At 61.4% G+C, this 16,446-nt stretch carries 14 protein-coding genes and 1 pseudogene; 2 read left to right on the plus strand and 13 right to left on the minus strand.

Going from position 1 to position 16,446, the window contains the following annotated elements:
- Positions 1–9: 9 nt before the first annotated feature.
- From TU80_RS23765 to acs, 13 genes are all read right to left on the minus strand, one after another.
- Positions 10–300, minus strand: a complete 291-nt coding sequence (locus TU80_RS23765; protein ID WP_017849207.1) for a hypothetical protein — start codon at positions 298–300, stop codon at positions 10–12.
- A gap of 23 nt (positions 301–323) precedes the next feature.
- Positions 324–1,670 (minus strand): N-succinylarginine dihydrolase, encoded by a 1,347-nt coding sequence (astB, locus tag TU80_RS23770; RefSeq protein WP_046382327.1) that lies wholly within the window; start codon positions 1,668–1,670, stop codon positions 324–326.
- 88 nt (positions 1,671–1,758) lie between these two features.
- On the minus strand, positions 1,759–3,228 hold the full coding sequence (gene astD, locus TU80_RS23775) for a succinylglutamate-semialdehyde dehydrogenase (protein WP_169796393.1): 1,470 nt from the start codon (positions 3,226–3,228) through the stop codon (positions 1,759–1,761).
- Complete coding sequence (astA, locus tag TU80_RS23780) at positions 3,225–4,250, minus strand: arginine N-succinyltransferase (protein WP_017849210.1); 1,026 nt, start codon at positions 4,248–4,250, stop codon at positions 3,225–3,227. Before astA ends, astD begins: the two co-directional genes overlap by 4 nt.
- 50 nt (positions 4,251–4,300) lie before the next feature.
- On the minus strand, positions 4,301–5,320 hold the full coding sequence (gene aruF, locus TU80_RS23785) for an arginine/ornithine succinyltransferase subunit alpha (protein ID WP_017849211.1): 1,020 nt from the start codon (positions 5,318–5,320) through the stop codon (positions 4,301–4,303).
- Positions 5,321–5,524: 204 nt separating this feature from the next.
- On the minus strand, positions 5,525–6,745 hold the full coding sequence (locus TU80_RS23790; protein WP_046382325.1) for an aspartate aminotransferase family protein: 1,221 nt from the start codon (positions 6,743–6,745) through the stop codon (positions 5,525–5,527).
- 267 nt (positions 6,746–7,012) lie between these two features.
- Complete coding sequence (locus tag TU80_RS23795) at positions 7,013–7,993, minus strand: GlxA family transcriptional regulator (RefSeq protein WP_017849213.1); 981 nt, start codon at positions 7,991–7,993, stop codon at positions 7,013–7,015.
- A 209-nt stretch (positions 7,994–8,202) separates the two neighbouring features.
- Positions 8,203–8,967, minus strand: coding sequence for an ABC transporter ATP-binding protein (locus TU80_RS23800; protein WP_046382323.1), 765 nt, complete (start codon positions 8,965–8,967; stop codon positions 8,203–8,205).
- A 27-nt stretch (positions 8,968–8,994) separates the two neighbouring features.
- Positions 8,995–10,107, minus strand: a complete 1,113-nt coding sequence (locus tag TU80_RS23805) for a succinylglutamate desuccinylase/aspartoacylase family protein (protein ID WP_046382322.1) — start codon at positions 10,105–10,107, stop codon at positions 8,995–8,997.
- A gap of 1 nt (position 10,108) precedes the next feature.
- Positions 10,109–10,807: an ABC transporter permease gene (locus TU80_RS23810; protein WP_017849216.1), complete on the minus strand. Its 699-nt coding sequence runs from the start codon at positions 10,805–10,807 to the stop codon at positions 10,109–10,111.
- The gene (locus TU80_RS23815) at positions 10,804–11,493 is read right to left on the minus strand and encodes an ABC transporter permease (protein ID WP_010566615.1); all 690 of its coding nucleotides are present in this window, start codon (positions 11,491–11,493) and stop codon (positions 10,804–10,806) included. The genes TU80_RS23810 and TU80_RS23815 overlap by 4 nt, the downstream gene beginning before the upstream one ends.
- A gap of 91 nt (positions 11,494–11,584) precedes the next feature.
- The gene (locus TU80_RS23820; RefSeq protein WP_017849217.1) at positions 11,585–12,370 is read right to left on the minus strand and encodes an ABC transporter substrate-binding protein; all 786 of its coding nucleotides are present in this window, start codon (positions 12,368–12,370) and stop codon (positions 11,585–11,587) included.
- 702 nt (positions 12,371–13,072) lie between these two features.
- Positions 13,073–15,028 (minus strand): acetate--CoA ligase, encoded by a 1,956-nt coding sequence (gene acs / locus TU80_RS23825; RefSeq protein WP_017849218.1) that lies wholly within the window; start codon positions 15,026–15,028, stop codon positions 13,073–13,075.
- Positions 15,029–15,423: 395 nt separating this feature from the next.
- Here acs and TU80_RS23830 point away from each other — a divergent pair, with 395 nt between their 5' ends.
- Together TU80_RS23830 and TU80_RS23835 are read left to right on the plus strand one after the other, a co-directional pair.
- Entirely contained in the window at positions 15,424–15,693 is a 270-nt protein-coding gene (locus tag TU80_RS23830) for a DUF2790 domain-containing protein (protein WP_017849219.1), read from the plus strand.
- 509 nt (positions 15,694–16,202) lie between these two features.
- Positions 16,203–16,446 (plus strand): annotated as a pseudogene (locus TU80_RS23835) (ribonucleotide-diphosphate reductase subunit beta); the annotation flags it as partial.

Raw genomic sequence — 16,446 nt, forward strand, 5'->3', positions numbered from 1 at the left:
GCAGCTTCCTTAGTGGTTGCAGCCTGGGCCGTGGACGTGATCGTCGTCATCACCCTCAACGTCGGCCGGTTCCATTTCCAGTTGCAGGCTCATCAGGTTGGTGGCCAGTGGGCGCATCAGCAGGTTGGCGTACTCGGCGTCGCCTTCTTCCACGTCCACACCGATCAGCAGTTGGCCACGGCCGTCGTGCTGAATCCAGACTTCCTTGCCCTGCCAGATCACGGCAACGCGGGTGCAGGAGGTTTGCAGCTGGGTGCCGTCGGTGTCTTCAAGGATCAGTTGCAGGGTATCGGTGCTCATAAATAGCTCTCGGCCGTGTGGCGTTAATTGATCTGGAAAGGATATACCGCGCCCAGTTTAAGGATTTGCGTCAGTTCATCCAATGCCGTCCGGCATTCAAGCAGCAATTGCGGGTCAGCCAGGTCGCTTTCGCGCAGGCTGTCGCGGTAGTGCTTGTCGACCCACTGGGTCAGCGTTTCATACAACGGCGCGGTCATGATAACCCCTGGGTTCACCGCCGCCAGCTCGGTTTCGTTCAACGCCACGCGCAAACGCAGGCACGCCGGGCCGCCGCCGTTCTGCATGCTTTGCTTGAGGTCGAAGACCTTGACCTCGCGGATCAAACCACCGGCAGCGGTCAGACCTTGCAGATACTGCCAGACACGTGCGTTGGCGCGGCACTCTTCCGGCACGATCAATAGCATCGAGCCGTCGGCGCGGGTCAGCAATTGGCTGTTGAACAGGTAGGAACGCACCGCGTCTTCGACGCTGACCTGGGCACGCGGCACGCACACCGACTGGAAGTTGCCGCCCAGCTTGCCCAACTTGGCCTGCAACTCGGCAAGCATCGTCTCGGTGTTGAGGAACGCGTCCTCGTGATAGAACAGCATTTCGCCATTGCCCACCGCGATCACGTCGTTATGGAACACGCCGGCATCGATCACCGCCGGGTTCTGCTGGGCGAAGACCACGCCAGCGTCTTTCAGGCCGTGCAGGCGGGCGACGGCCTGGGAGGCTTCGAGGGTCTGGCGCGCCGGGTACTTCTGCGGTGCCGGGTAACGGGTGTCGAACGCGCTGCGGCCGAACACGAAAAACTCCACGCCGGCCTCGCCATAGTCACGGCAGAAACGTGTGTGGTTGGCCGCGCCTTCGTCGCCGAACTGCGCCACCGCCGGCAACGCGGCGTGGTGGGCGAAGTGTTTCGCATCGGCAAACATCGCCCCCAATACGCGGCTGGTGGTCGGGTGTTCGATGCTGCGGTGGTATTTGCAGTTGAGGTTGGCGGCGGTGAAATGCACGCGGCCATCCGCCGTGTCGGCGCTCGGGCTGACGGTGGCGGCGTTGGCCACCCACATGCTCGACGCCGAGCAACTGGCGACCAGCAATGGCATGGCGTGCTTGGCCGCGTGCTGGATGACCTGGGCATCGCTGCCGCTGAAGCCGAGGTTGCGCAAGGCAGCCACGTCCGGGCGTTCCTGCGGCGCCAGCACGCCTTGCACAAAACCCATGTCCATCAGCGCTTTCATTTTCTGCAGGCCCTGCAACGCCGCTTCCTTGGGGTTGGAAGCTTGCTGGCTGTTGCTCTGGGACGCGACGTTGCCGTAGGACAAACCGCCGTAGTTATGGGTCGGCCCCACTAGACCGTCAAAATTGACTTCATAGGATTTCATCGGCGAGGCTCCACGAACATCTGTTTTTATAGGCAATCTTCAACACACCCCGGGTCAAGTGTGGGAGGGGGCTTGCCCCCTCCCACCTTTAGATCAGTGTAATGCCGGGGGTGAGTGTGGCTGGCAGCACCAGGCTTGGGGTTTCCAGGGACGCCACCGGGTACGCGCAATAATCCGCTGCGTAATAGGCGCTGGCGCGATGGTTGCCCGAAGCCCCGACACCACCGAACGGCGCGGTACTGGCGGCGCCGGTCAGTTGTTTGTTCCAGTTGACGATCCCGGCGCGGCTTTCCAGCCAGAACTGCTGGTAGCGCGCTTCGGAGTCCGACAACAAACCGGCGGCCAGGCCGTACTGGGTGTTGTTGGCCTCGGCAATCGCCGCGGCGAAATCAGCGTAGCGGATCACCTGCAACAGCGGGCCGAACAGCTCTTCATCGGCGCGCTCGCTCACTTCGGTCACGTCAATGATGCCCGGGGTCAGCAACGCGGCCTGAGCCTGCGGCTGGGTCATTTCCAGCAGCGCCACGGCGCCGTTGGCCAACAGCAGTTCCTGGGCGTCCATCAAGGCTTTCGCCGCCGCCAGGGAAATCACCGAGCCCATGAACGGCGCCGGTTGCTGGTCGAATGCACCGACCGTAATCGTCGCGCTGACTGCCACCAGCCGCGCCAGCAGCGCATCGCCCCAGGCGCCTTCGGGCACCAGCAAGCGACGGGCACAGGTGCAACGTTGGCCGGCCGAGATAAACGCCGATTGGATGATGGTGTAGACCGCCGCATCCACGTCGGCCACTTGATCCACCACCAGCGGGTTGTTACCGCCCATTTCCAGGGCCAGGATCTTGTCCGGGCGCCCGGAGAACTGCTGGTGCAGGTGGTTGCCGGTGCGGCTGGAGCCGGTGAAGAACAACCCGTCGATACCCGGGTTGGCCGCCAGGGCGATTCCGGTTTCCCGCGCACCTTGCAGCAGGTTCAACACGCCCGCCGGCAGGCCGGCTTCGATCCAGCATTGCACGGTCAGCTCGGCGACTTTCGGGGTCAACTCGCTGGGTTTGAACAGCACGGTATTGCCCGCCAGCAACGCCGGGACGATATGCCCATTGGGCAGGTGACCGGGGAAGTTGTAAGGACCAAACACCGCCACCACGCCGTGAGGCTTGTGGCGCAGCACGGCGGTGGCGTCGCCCAGCGGGCCGCTCTTCTCGCCGGTACGCTCGCGGTAGCTTTGCACCGAGATTGCGATCTTGTTGGCCATGCTGGTGACTTCGGTGGCCGATTCCCACAGGGGCTTGCCGGTTTCTTCACCGATGCAGCGGGCGATTTCATCGGCGCGGCTTTTCAAGGTATTGGCGAAGGCTTCGAGCACACCGATGCGCTCTTCCAACGAGCGCCGGGCCCACGCCGGAAACGCCTGGCGCGCCGCCTGCACGGCGGATTCGACCTGCTCGGCGCTGGCGCCATTGCCGGCCCACAGCACGTGCTGGGTCACCGGGTTGCGCGATTCGAACAACTCACCCTGGCCAGCCAGCCAGCTACCTGCGATATACAGCGAATTCATTATTTCGACTCCCGAGCAGCAGACAACGGTACGGCACGCACTTGATCACCCACCACCAGTTGCAGGCGCTTGGCGGTCAACGGATCAACCACCAGCGTGCCTGCCGCCAGGCGGGCCGGTGCGGCGGTGATGCGGCACTCTTCGCGCTTGCGGTTATGGATCAGGAACGGCGTGGCGTCGTCGCCTGGCGTGCCGATGGCCAACACCAGCGACTGGCTGTCGCGCACCGCACGGATCTTGCTGGTCTCACATTCCACCGCCGGTCCGGCGTCGAAAATGTCGACATAGCCCTGGTAGCTGAACCCTTCGCTCTTGAGCATGCTCAGCGCCGGCTCGGTATCCGGGTGGACCTTGCCGATCACGTTGCGCGCATCCTCCGACAGGAAGCAGCTGTACAGCGGAAATTTCGGCATCAACTCGGCGATAAAGGCTTTGTTGCCCACGCCGGTGAGGTAGTCGGCCTGGCTGAATTCCATCTTGAAGAAGTGTCGGCCCAGGCTTTCCCAGAACGGCGAGCGCCCGGCTTCATTGGACACGCCGCGCATCTCGGCGATGATCTTGTTGCCGAACAACTGCGGGAACTCCGCGATAAACAGCAGGCGCGCCTTGGCCAGCATGCGGCCGTTGAGGCCGTTGCGGTAATCGGCGTGCAGGAACAACGAACACAGTTCGGAGTTGCCGGTGAGGTCGTTGGCCAGGAACAGCGTCGGGATCTCACGGTAGATATTCAGCTCCTGGGAGGCGCTGACGGTCAGGCCGACCCGGAAGTTGTACCAGGGCTCGCGCAGGCCGACGGCGCCGGCGATGGCGGAAATCCCCACCACGCGGCCTTCGTCGTTTTCCAGCACGAACAGGTAGTCGGCATCCCCGCGCCCGGCTTCGCCGCGGAAGGTTTTTTCGGCCCAGCCGACCCGGTGGGTCAGGCGCTCTTCGTTGGCCGGCAAGGTGGTCAGGCCGGTGCCGGTGCTGCGCGCCAGATCAATCAGGGCCGGTAAATCGCTGCTGCGTACGGGACGAACGATCATGCTATCTCCTCAGGCGGGCCGCCCGCTCAGGCCACCCGCAAAACTCTGCGTTAAACCGCAACCAAACGCACGCTGGCGCCTTCGCCGACGCCCAGGGCTTCGGCTGCTTCCAGGTCCAGGGTCACCGGTTTGCCGGGCGCGTAGTCCAGCTCCAGCAGCACCGCGCGGTAATCCTGCAACTGCGCGTTGCTCACCAGGTACTGGCGGCCGACACCCTTGACCCTCTCGCCGATCTTCACCGGCACCACGCGGCTCTGGGCGATCGAGCGAATGCCCGAGACCCGCGCGTGCAGCGTCGGGCCGCCGTCGAAGATGTCGATGTAGTGATCGGTCTCGAAGCCTTCGCGCATGAGGATGTCGAAGGTGATCTGCGCACGCGGATGCACCTGGCCCATGGCTTCCTGGGCTTCGTCCGGCAGCAGCGGCACGTAGATCGGGTAGTGCGGCATCAGCTCGGCGAGGAACGTGCGGCTTTTCAGCCCGCACAGGCGCTCGGCGGCGGCGTAGTTGAGGTCGAAGAAGTTGCGTCCGATGGCGTCCCAGAACGGCGAATCACCGTTCTCGTCGCTGTAGCCGACAATCTCGGTCACCACCGAGTCGGCGAAGCGCTCGGGATGGCTGGCGACGAACAACAGGCGGCCGCGGGAATTGAGTTCCGACCACGGCGAACCGACCAGCTCCGGCACCACGTAGAAGCTGGTGAGCAGGCTGTTGCCGGTGAGGTCGTGGCACTGGGAAAGCACGTGGATCTTGTTGTGGATCTTCAGCTCGCGGGAGGCGTGGACGAAGGTCTCGTTACGGAAGCTGTAGAACGGTTCCGAGTAGCCGGCCGAGGCGACGATGGCCGAGCAGCCGACGAGCTTGCCGGTCTCGGTGTCTTCGAGCACGAAGAAATAGCTTTCTTCACCGTTGAAACTGACCTCGGCAGCGAAAGACGCTTCGCTGGCGGCGATCTTGTCGCTCAGGCGCTCCACATCGTCCGGCAAGGAGGTGACACCAATCGGGCTGTCCGCAGCCAGACGCTGCACCTCGCCCAGATCAGCCATTTGCGCGGGGCGCATCACCAGCATGGTGTCACTCCTTAACTCGAAAAACTCATAGGAAAAAGTACCGGACAGGTCAGGAACAACACATATCCAATGTGGGAGGGGCGGTGCGACGATTCGACTTGCCCCCGATAGCGGTGTATCAGTCACCAGATGTATCAACTGACAGACTGCTATCGGGGGCAAGCCCCCTCCCACATTCGACCCAGTCCGACAGATAAATGTGTATCAGGCTTGGGTCAGTGTTTTAACAGCACGCTCAAAACGGTCCAGGCCTTCATTGATGTCCGCATCCTCCACCACCAGGCTCGGCGCGAAACGCACCACGTCGGGGCCGGCTTGCAGGATCATCAGGTTTTCTTTCTCGGCCGCGTTGAACACGTCCTTGGCCTTGCCTTTCCAGGCGTCACTCAACACGCAACCGAGCAGCAGGCCGAGGCCGCGCACTTCGCTGAAGATCCCGTATTGTTTGCCGATCTGTTCCAGGCGGGCCTTGAACAGGTCGTGCTTGGCGTTGACGCCGGCCAGCACTTCAGGCGTGTTGATCACATCGATCACCGCCCCCGCCACCGCACATGCCAGCGGGTTGCCGCCGTAGGTGGTGCCGTGGGTGCCGACCACCAAGTGCTTGGCCAAGGCTTCCGTGGTGAGCATCGCGGCAATCGGGAAACCGCCGCCCAGGCTCTTGGCGCTGGTGAGAATGTCCGGCACCACACCGTAGTGCTGGTAGGCGAACAGGTGGCCGCTGCGGCCCATGCCGGTCTGCACTTCGTCGAACACCAGCAGCGCGTCGTGGGCGTCGCACAGTTCGCGGGCGCCTTGCAGGTAGGCCAGCTCGGCCGGCAGTACGCCGCCCTCGCCTTGCACCGGTTCCAGCACCACGGCGCAGGTCTTGTCCGACACGGCAGCTTTCAGCGCGGCCAGGTCATTGAACGGCACATGGGTGATGCCAGTGATCTTCGGCCCGAAGCCGTCGGAGTACTTCGACTGGCCACCGACGTTGACGGTGAACAGGGTGCGGCCGTGGAAGCTGTTGAGGGCGGCGATGATCTCGTATTTCTCGCTGCCGAAGCGGTCGAACGCCACGCGACGGGCCAGCTTGAACGCAGCCTCGTTGGCTTCGGCGCCGGAGTTGCAGAAGAACACACGCTCGGCAAAAGTGGCGTCGATCAACTTGTGGGCCAGGCGCAGGGCCGGCTCATTGGTGAAGACGTTGGAGACGTGCCACAGCTTGTGGGCCTGTTCGGTCAACGCACCGACCAGCGCCGGGTGGGCATGGCCCAAAACATTGACCGCGATGCCGCCGGCAAAGTCGATCAGCTCGCGACCCGCCTGGTCCCACACGCGCGAACCTGCGCCGCGCACGGGGATGAATGCGGCAGGTGCGTAATTGGGCACCATGACCTGGTCGAAATCGGCACGTTGCACCGGGGCTTGCTCAACGGACATCGGAGTCTCCTGAAGAGGAACGCCTGCCTGGAACTGGCGGGCGATGCAGGGATTGTAAGGACAGTTTTCAGCGCGGCCTTGCCGCCAAGCGACAACTTCTTATAGCGCCAACCCGCGATTTTGGCGGGTTTACGCCAATGCGACAAATAGCATCGCAATGGCGCAGTTTAAACGCTACCGGGGCACAGCGGCAGGTGGTCGAGCAGGATAGGCGTAACTTGGCCGGCGGCCGGCTATCTATCTACCGCAGGGATCGCGCGAGTGAGATCAACCGCGTTCGGACGGCACCGACGACAACTCGAACGGGCTGCTGCTGCGTCGCTGGTTGCGGTCTTCGCGGGGGGTGGCGCCGAAGAAATTGCGGTAGGCGCTGGAGAAGTGCGGCCCCGAGGAGAAGCCGCAGGACAGGCCGATCTGGATGATCGACTTGCTGGTTTGCATCAGCATCTGGCGGGCCTTGTTCAGGCGCAGTTCCAGGTAATACTGGCTGGGGACGCGATTGAGGTATTGCTTGAAGATGCGTTCCAGTTGTCGTCGCGACACGCAGACATGCTGGGCGATTTCGTCGGTGGTCAGCGGTTCCTCAATGTTGGCCTCCATCAACAGCACCGCCTGGGTCAGCTTCGGATGGCTCGAGCCCAGGCGGTTTTGCAGAGGGATGCGCTGGCGCTCGCCGCCTTCGCGGATGCGCTCCACCACCAGTTCCTCGGACACCGCACCGGCCAGCTCGGCGCCGTGATCACGGGCCAGCACCGCCAGCAACAGGTCGAGTACCGACATGCCGCCACAGGCGGTCAGGCGATCGCGGTCCCAGTCGAACAGATGGCTGGTGGCGATGACCTTGGGGAAGCGCTCGGCGAAATCGTCCTGCCAGCGCCAATGCACGGCGGCGCGGTAGCCGTCGAGCAGACCGAGATGAGCCAGCGGGTAGACACCGGCCGACAAGCCGCCGATCACACACCCGGCGCGCACCAGTTGCTTGAGCGCGGTGCTGAGCTGCGAAGCGATCGCGGTGGGCGGTTCGTCGGCCAGCAGGAACAGTTTCTGGAAGCCTTCGAGCTTGCCGGCCCACGGCCCGCCGGGCAGTTGCCAGGCGCCATCGGTCTGCGGTTCGGCCTGCAGAAACGACAGTTCATAGACCACCTCCGGATGCACCCGCTGAGCAACGCGCAAGGCCTCCTCAGCCAGCGCAAGCGTCAGTGCTTTTGTGCTGGGCCAAATCAGGAAACCAATTCGATGGGCAGTCATGGAGGGCTATCCGAAGCAAAAACAGTGAAAGAAGCCGTGGGCCAATGCTAGCCCGTAAACGAACACAAATCTCAAAAACGATGAACATCCAATGTGGGAGGGGCGGTGCGACGATTCGACTTGCCCCCGATAGCGGTGTATCAGTCACCAGATGTATCAACTGACAGACTGCTATCGGGGGCAAGCCCCCTCCCACATAAAAGGAGTGGCTACTTCAAGCTGCCGGAGAGGAACTGCTGAAGCCGCTCAGACTGGGGATTGACCAGCACTTCGCGCGGGTTGCCGCGTTCTTCGACGATGCCTTTGTGCAGGAATACCAGCTGGTTGGACACTTCACGGGCAAAGCCCATTTCGTGGGTCACCACCACCATGGTGCGGCCTTCCTGGGCCAGGTCCTGCATCACTTTCAACACTTCGCCGACCAACTCCGGGTCCAGCGCCGAGGTGGGTTCGTCGAACAGCATCACCTCCGGCTCCATCGCCAGCGCACGGGCAATCGCCACGCGCTGTTGCTCGCCACCGGACATATGGCCGGGGAACGCATCCTTACGATGGCCCACGCCGACTTTGGCCAGGTAGTGCTCGGCCTTTTCCCGCGCGTCCTTTTTCGACATGCCCAGCACATGCACCGGGGCTTCCATCACGTTTTCCAGCGCGGTCATGTGCGACCACAGGTTGAAATGCTGGAACACCATGGACAGGCGCGAACGCATGCGTTGCAGCTGTTTCGGGTCGGCGGCCCGCAGGGCGCCGTCTTTGCCGGCCACCAGTTTCAGCTCTTCGTTATTGAGCAGGATCTTGCCGGCGTGGGGCTGCTCCAGCAGGTTGACGCAGCGCAAAAAGGTACTTTTGCCCGAACCGCTGGAACCGATGATGCTGATCACATCACCGGCCGCGGCGGCCAGGGACACGCCTTTGAGCACTTCATGACTGCCATAGCGTTTATGCAGGTCTTGGACTTCAAGCTTGTACATGCGGTCGGTTCTCACAAAAACAGGTGGTCAGTCGTTGAGCAAGCGCCCGTGACGCAGCGCTTCGCGCCCCGCCACCTTGGCCAGCCAGAAACCCGCTTGGGCATAACGTAGCCGTTCAACGGCAAACAGCACCCCCGAAGTGCCGGCGCAGATGATGCTCACGCGGTCTTCCAGAGGGTCGATCACTTCAAAAACCGGCTCGCCGGCGTCCACCCAGTCACCGGCTTTACGCAGGTAACTGATCACGCCAGCGTGGGGTGCAAACAGCAATTCGGTGCCTTCGAAGGGCACGCCTTCGCAGGGTTCGTGACGTGGCGCCGGCCACTCACCTTTAATCAGGCCCTGCTCGGCGAGGAACGCGAGGATGCCTTCGGCGTGGAAGATCGCTTCGTCGCGGCCGGTATCGGCCTGGCCGCCCAGTTCCAGGGTGGTCGCCAGGCACGCCAGCGGAATCTGCGCCTCGGGGAACGCCCGCGACACACGCAGCCAGGGCAGCGAGCAGGCTTCATCGAACGAACTGCCGCCGGAGTCTTCCGCCAGCAGCCCGACTTTCACATTCAAATGCGCCGACAGCGACCGCCACTGCGGCCAATGCTGGGGCAGCGCGTACATGTGCAGCGCGGCTTCGGCGTCGCAATGCAGGTCGAGGACGATGTCCGCGGTGCAGGCGTGGCTCAGCAGCACCCGCTGCATGCCTTGCAACTGGCTGGCCGGCGCGGGTAGCGCGTCGAGCGTATCGCGCATCGCCTGGCGGATCACGCGCACGTTGGCATGGGGATCATCGCCGAGCTTGCCGTGCAGTTGTGCGATCAGCGGCTCGCTCAACTCGACGAAATCGCGGTTGAAATTCTTGCCGCTGCCAATCTCGAAACGCCCTTGATGGCTGCCTTGCAACAGCTGGCCCAGGCCCATCGGGTTGGCCACCGGCACCAACTCGATCACGCCGTTGAGCGCGCCTTGCTGTTCCAGTTCGGTCAGGCGCTTTTTCAGCTCCCACGCGGCACGCATCCCCGGCAGTTCATCGGCGTGCAGGCTGGCCTGGATGTAGGCCTTGCGCTCGCCGCTGCCGAAACGGAACACGCTCAGTTGGCGCTCGCAACCCAGGTGGCCCCAGGGCAACAGGTGATCGATACGTTCCATATCAGTGCTTCCGTGGAGCCAGGTAGCTCAGCCAGCGGCGCTCGGCCAACTTGAACAGGCGCACCAGGATGAAAGTCAGGCACAGGTAGAACGCGCCGGCGGTGATATACGCTTCGAACGGCAGGTAGAACTGTGCGTTCACCGTGCGCGCGGCACCGGTGATGTCGATCAGGGTGACGATGGATGCCAGGCTGGTGGTCTGCAGCATCATGATCACTTCGTTGCTGTACTGCGGCAGCGCCCGGCGCAGGGCCGATGGCAGCAGGATGCGGCGGTACAGTTTGTAGCGCGACATGCCCATGGCCTTGGCCGCTTCGATCTCGCCGTTGGGGGTGGCCTTGAGGCTCCCGGCGATGATTTCGGCGGTGTAGGCGCTGGTGTTGATCGCAAAGGCCAGGCACGCGCAGAACGTGGCGCTGGACAACAGCGGCCACAGGAAGCTCTCGCGCACCGCCTGGAACTGGGCCAGGCCGTAGTAGATCAAGAACAGCTGCACCAGCATCGGTGTGCCGCGGATCACATAGGTGTAGAGCCAGGCCGCGCCGTTGACGATCGGCTGCTTGGACACCCGCATCAAGCCCAGGGGCAAGGCGGCGAGCAGGCCGAAGAACAGCGAGATGGCGAGCAGTTTCAGGGTGGTCAGCAAGCCGCCGAGGTACAGCGGCATGGCGTCCCAGATGACGTTGTAGTCGAAGATCATAGATCAGCCGCCCTTACGCCTACCGAGTAGCGCTTCTCAAGATGACGCAAGGCCAGCAACGATACGCTGGTGATCACCAGGTACATCGCCGCCACTGCGAGGAAGAAGGTAAAAGGCTCGCGGGTGGCATCCGCCGCCTGCTTGGCCTTGAACATCATGTCTTGCAGGCCCACCACCGAAATCAGCGCGGTGGCCTTGGTCAGGACCAGCCAGTTGTTGGTAAACCCGGGGATCGCCAGCCGGATCATCTGCGGCACCATCACCCGGAAAAACACCTGGAAAGGGCTCATGCCATACGCCAGGCCGGCTTCGGCCTGGCCCTTGGGGATGGCCATGAAGGCGCCGCGGAAGGTTTCCGACAGGTAGGCGCCAAAGATGAAACCCAGGGTGCCGATACCGGCGGCCAAGGGGTTCAAGTCGATATAGTCGTCATAGCCAAGCATCGGCGCGACGCGGTTGAGCAGGTCCTGACCGCCGTAGAAAATCAGCAGGATCAGCACCAGGTCGGGAATCCCACGGATCACCGTGGAGTACAAGTCACCCAGCCAGGCCAACCAGCGCACCGGCGACAGGCGTAACGCGACCCCGATCAGACCCAGAACGATGGCCAAGGCCATGGACGACAAGGCGAGCTGAAGCGTCAACCATGCGCCATCGAGGATGACGGCCCCGTAGCCTTTCAACATGATTCAGGTCCTCGAAAAGGGGGATGAAAAAATGGCGCAAACCGCAGGAATTCTGTTGCTTGCGCCATTCTGGACAGACCGCTGCGACGATTTACTTGGCGTCTGGGCCGTAAATATCGAAGTTGAAGTACTTGTCCTGGATAGCCTTGTACTTGCCGTTGGCACGAATCGCAGTGATCGCAGCGTTGATGCGGTCCAGGTTTTCCTTGTCGCCTTTACGTACCGCGATACCGATGCCATCGCCGAAGTATTTGCTATCGGTAAAGGCTGGGCCGGTGAACGCGTAGCCTTTACCCGCAGCCGTATCGAGGAAACCTTCCTGCAACAGGGTGGCGTCAGCCACGGTGCCGTCGAGGCGACCGGCTTCCACGTCCAGGTAGATTTCGTTCTGCGAGCTGTAAGGAACAACCGTGGCACCTTTAGGCGCCAGTACTTCCTTGGCGAAACGGTCGTGGATCGAACCGCGCTGCACGCCGATCTTCTTGCCTTTCAACTCATCCAGGCTGTCGCTGACGGTCGTGCCTTCCTTCAACACCAGGCGCGCCGGGGTCAGGTAGTAGCGGTTGGTGAAGTCCACGGACTTCTTGCGGTCGTCGGTGATGGACATGGACGACAGGATCGCGTCGATCTTGCGCACTTTCAGCGCGGGGATCAGGCCGTCGAACTCTTGCTCGACCCAAGTACACTTGACCTTCATCTCTTCGCACAGAGCGTTGCCGATGTCGTAGTCAAAACCGACGATGTTGCCATCCGGCGCCTTCGAGGCAAACGGAGGGTACGCCGCTTCGATACCAATTTTCAGAGGCTTGCCTTCAGCGAAAGCCTGCATGGACAGCACGGACAGCGCCAGGGCGCCCAACAGCACGAGTTTCTTCATCTTGGGACTCCATCGGTATAGGGCAAAACAGCAGTATGAGCCATGGCCCACGATGCGACTGAGTGAAACCGAATAGCGGTGCTGCGTCCTACGCCGATTCAACAGCGGCGACGACGAGCGAGTGATCGGCATTCTAACGACAGGCCGGAAGCCGATATTTCCTCAATGCGACAACAATTTACAGAAGCACCGAGAAAGCGGTTCCAGCACATTGACAGTCCCTGTTTTTTATGCAGAGACAAAAGATATTAAACCTGTTGATACTGCAAATAGCGGGCCTATTATTCGCAAACCCTTCTAGCACGGCAAGTCTGGCGTTTAATCTAATACTGGGAGCTGTCTAAAACGCGGCTTTTCGGTGCAACCCCGTAGCACTTTGCCTCATGTTCGGGCGAAGGGTTACACATTTGCGCCGCTCGGTAACATTCAGAAACGTCCTGACGAAGAAGTCGATATTTATTGGCCTGGGGTTATGCAGGTCCATGTGGGAGGGGCGGTGCGACGATTCGACTTGCCCCCGATAGCGGTCTTCAGCCAACTGATCAGTGACTGATCCACCGCCATCGGGGGCAAGCCCCCTCCCACATGGGATCTTCAGTGGCTTTGAGAGACCACAAACATGGGATCTTCAGTGGTTTTGAGAGACCACAAAAAAGCCCCACCCGGCTCACGCCGAATGGGGCTCTGTCCCGCCTACCCGTCTTACGCGACGTTCATGGTCTTGTGGGTCTCAATCAAATGCGCCACCACACTTGGGTCGGCCAGGGTGGAGATATCGCCCAAGCCATCGTACTCAGCCGTGGCAATCTTGCGCAGGATACGTCGCATGATTTTGCCCGACCGCGTCTTCGGCAAGCCCGGTGCCCACTGGATCACGTCCGGCGAAGCGATCGGCCCGATTTCCTTGCGCACCCAGTTCTTCAGTTCCAGGCGCAGCGCTTCGGTCGGCTCTTCACCATTTTTCAGGGTGACATACACATAGATGCCTTGGCCCTTGATGTCGTGCGGCACACCCACCACCGCCGCTTCGGCGACTTTCGGGTGGGCGACCATGGCGCTTTCGATCTCGGCGGTCCCCATACGGTGGCCGGACACGTTCAACACGTCATCCACACGGCCGGTGATCCACCAGTAGCCATCTTCATCGCGACGAGCGCCGTCACCGGTGAAGTACATGCCACGGAAGGTCTTGAAGTAGGTATCGACGAAACGGTCATGGTCGCCGTACAGGGTACGGGCCTGGCCTGGCCACGAATCGAGGATCACCAGGTTGCCTTCGGCAGGGCCTTCGATGATGTTGCCCAGGTTATCCACCAAGGCCGGCACCACGCCGAAGAACGGCCGTGCCGCCGAACCCGGCTTGAGCGCATGGGCGCCCGGCAGCGGGCTCATCAGGGTGGCGCCGGTCTCGGTCTGCCACCAGGTATCGACGATCGGGCAACGGGATTGGCCGACGTTCTTGTAGTACCAGTCCCACGCTTCCGGGTTGATCGGCTCACCCACCGAACCCAGTAGGCGCAAGCTGCTGCCATCAACGCCTTCGCAGGCGGCGGTGCCGGAAGCCATCATCGCGCGGATCGCCGTCGGCGCGGTGTAGAGAACATTGACCTTGTGCTTGTCGACGATCTTGCCCACCCGAGTGATGTCCGGGTAGTTAGGCACGCCTTCGAACATCAGCGTGGTCGCGCCATTGGCCAGTGGCCCGTAGACGATATAGGTGTGGCCGGTGATCCAGCCGACGTCGGCGGTACACCAGAAGATTTCGCCCGGACGGTAGTCGAATACGCGCTCATGGGTCAGGGCCGCATACAACAAGTAGCCGCCAGTGGTGTGCTGCACGCCTTTAGGCTTGCCGGTGGAGCCGGAGGTATAAAGGATGAACAGCGCTTCTTCGGCGCCCATCTCTTTCGGCGCGCACACGGTGCCCGCCACTTTCATCAGGTCTTCGTACCAGATGTCGCGATGCTGGTTCCACTTGATACTGCCACTGGTGCGCTTGCAAACGATGACTTTCTGGACGCTGTTGGTTTCCGGGTTGGTCAGAGCGTCGTCGACGTTGGCCTTCAACGGAATCTTCTTACCGGCGCGCACACCTTCGTCGGCGGTGATTACCACTTTCGACTTACAGTCGATGATGCGACCAGCCAAGGCCTCCGGCGAGAAACCGCCAAACACCACCGAGTGGATCGCACCGATGCGGGCACAGGCCAGCATGGCGACCGCAGCTTCGGGGATCATCGGCATATAAATAGTCACCACGTCGCCGCGGTGTATGTCCTGGCCACGCAGGGCGTTGGCGAACTTGCAGACTTGTTCGTGCAACTCGCGGTAGGTGATGGTGCGGCTGTCGGCAGGGTCATCGCCCTCCCAGATGATCGCCGCCTGGTCGCCGCGCTCGGCGAGGTGACGGTCCAGGCAGTTGTAGGAAACGTTCAAGGTGCCATCGGCAAACCACTTGATGTCGACATGGTGATCGTCGAATGAGGTCTGCTTCACCGTGGTGAAAGGCTTGATCCAGTCAAGACGCTTGGCTTGCTCACGCCAGAAACCATCGGGGTTGACCACCGACTGCTGGTACATGGCCTTGTAGGTCGCCTCGTCAGTCAGCGTGTTGGCTACTGTTTCGGGGCGAACGGGGTACAGGGAAGCCGCACTCATCTTTCTTACCTCGGTGAAATAGTTGTTTTTGTATGACCCCAGTTGTAGCCGGGGTCAGTCTATAGAACCATTCGACGATGGTAGTAACAAGATCCTACAAATTGCCCTGCTATCTCCTTCCCCCCTCTGGCCCGTAGCCTGCGGCGCTTGGCGGACACGTAAAAAAACCTGCGACGGGGGATTGTTACAAAAACCACCAATAGTGTTTATCAAAAGCACGGGTATATGAATATAACCCGCAGGCCTAAAATCGACTCCGCCAACAAGGCAACCAGATTAACAACGTAACAGCCCCCACGAAGGCACGTTAATCGGAAGTAAACACCCCTAAGTTACACACGAGGCCTCCAAAGGGCCCCGTGCCCCCTTTCGCACTGAAGAAGGTAAAAAGAGAAATGAAAGCTTTATTAGTTATGGCCCTCAGCAGCTTGTGCGCCACCGCCGCCCTGGCCGAGGAAGCCCCGACTGACGTAGCCGGCCAGAACGCCCCGATTGTTGAAGACTACACCTACAGCACTCACCTGGACGTCGCCAAAGTAGTCTCCATGAGCACCATTCCAGATGTATGCGAAGTCGTACCGGTAAAAATGGAATATGAAGACTCCAAAGGTCAGCGCCACATTCTTAACTACCATGTGATGGGTAACGGTTGCTCTAACGGATAACAACTTCGTTAGTTCACATTGACCGTGATCTTATTCGCCGCAAGAAATTGTTCTTGCGGCCAAAAACCCGCCTCCCACTCCCCCGCTCAAAAAACCTCGCCAGCCCCCGCAATAAATAGCCCACCGTCCGTCAAAAAAATCCTCCGGCACCAACCCCCTGTAAACCCTCGCTCTGGCTCGAATACCAGGCGTTTTGTCAGCAATCCGAGCGCATCTGCCGCAACACAAAGCCGTTTTTTTCCCTATAATGCGCGGGTAAATCGGGCCTGCAATATCCCTTTACACTGGGATGAAGAGCCGACCTGAGGCCTCCGCAGGAGCATGCATCTATCGCTCCGCCCCTCAAGCCTCACGCAGAGCACCCGTTCACCCCATTGCGTTTAATGCCTGCGCTAGCTGTTGCAACAAACGATTCCTTAAGATCCACCGCGGCCCGAGGGCCGTGTGAACCCCCAACCATCCGGTTTCACACGGGCACCTTCGAGCCCTCACGCAGGAGACGACACGTCATGCTGAGCTGGGACGAATTCGACAAAGAAGAAGACGGCGAAGTCGCTGTCAAAGGCGCCAACGCCGGCCACGCCACCGAAGCCAACATGGACCGCCTCGACGGTGCCGGCGCCGCTGCCGCCATCGAAGCCCGCGCCGTCACCGCCAACGACTCCGCCGCGATCATCCGCGCCAAGGCTGCCCTCGACAAACTCGACATCGCCGAAGGCCTCGCCGAGCTCGAAGGCGCCTCCGCCCGCGTCG

The organism is Pseudomonas veronii, from assembly GCF_001439695.1.
Lineage (GTDB): Bacteria > Pseudomonadota > Gammaproteobacteria > Pseudomonadales > Pseudomonadaceae > Aquipseudomonas > Aquipseudomonas veronii.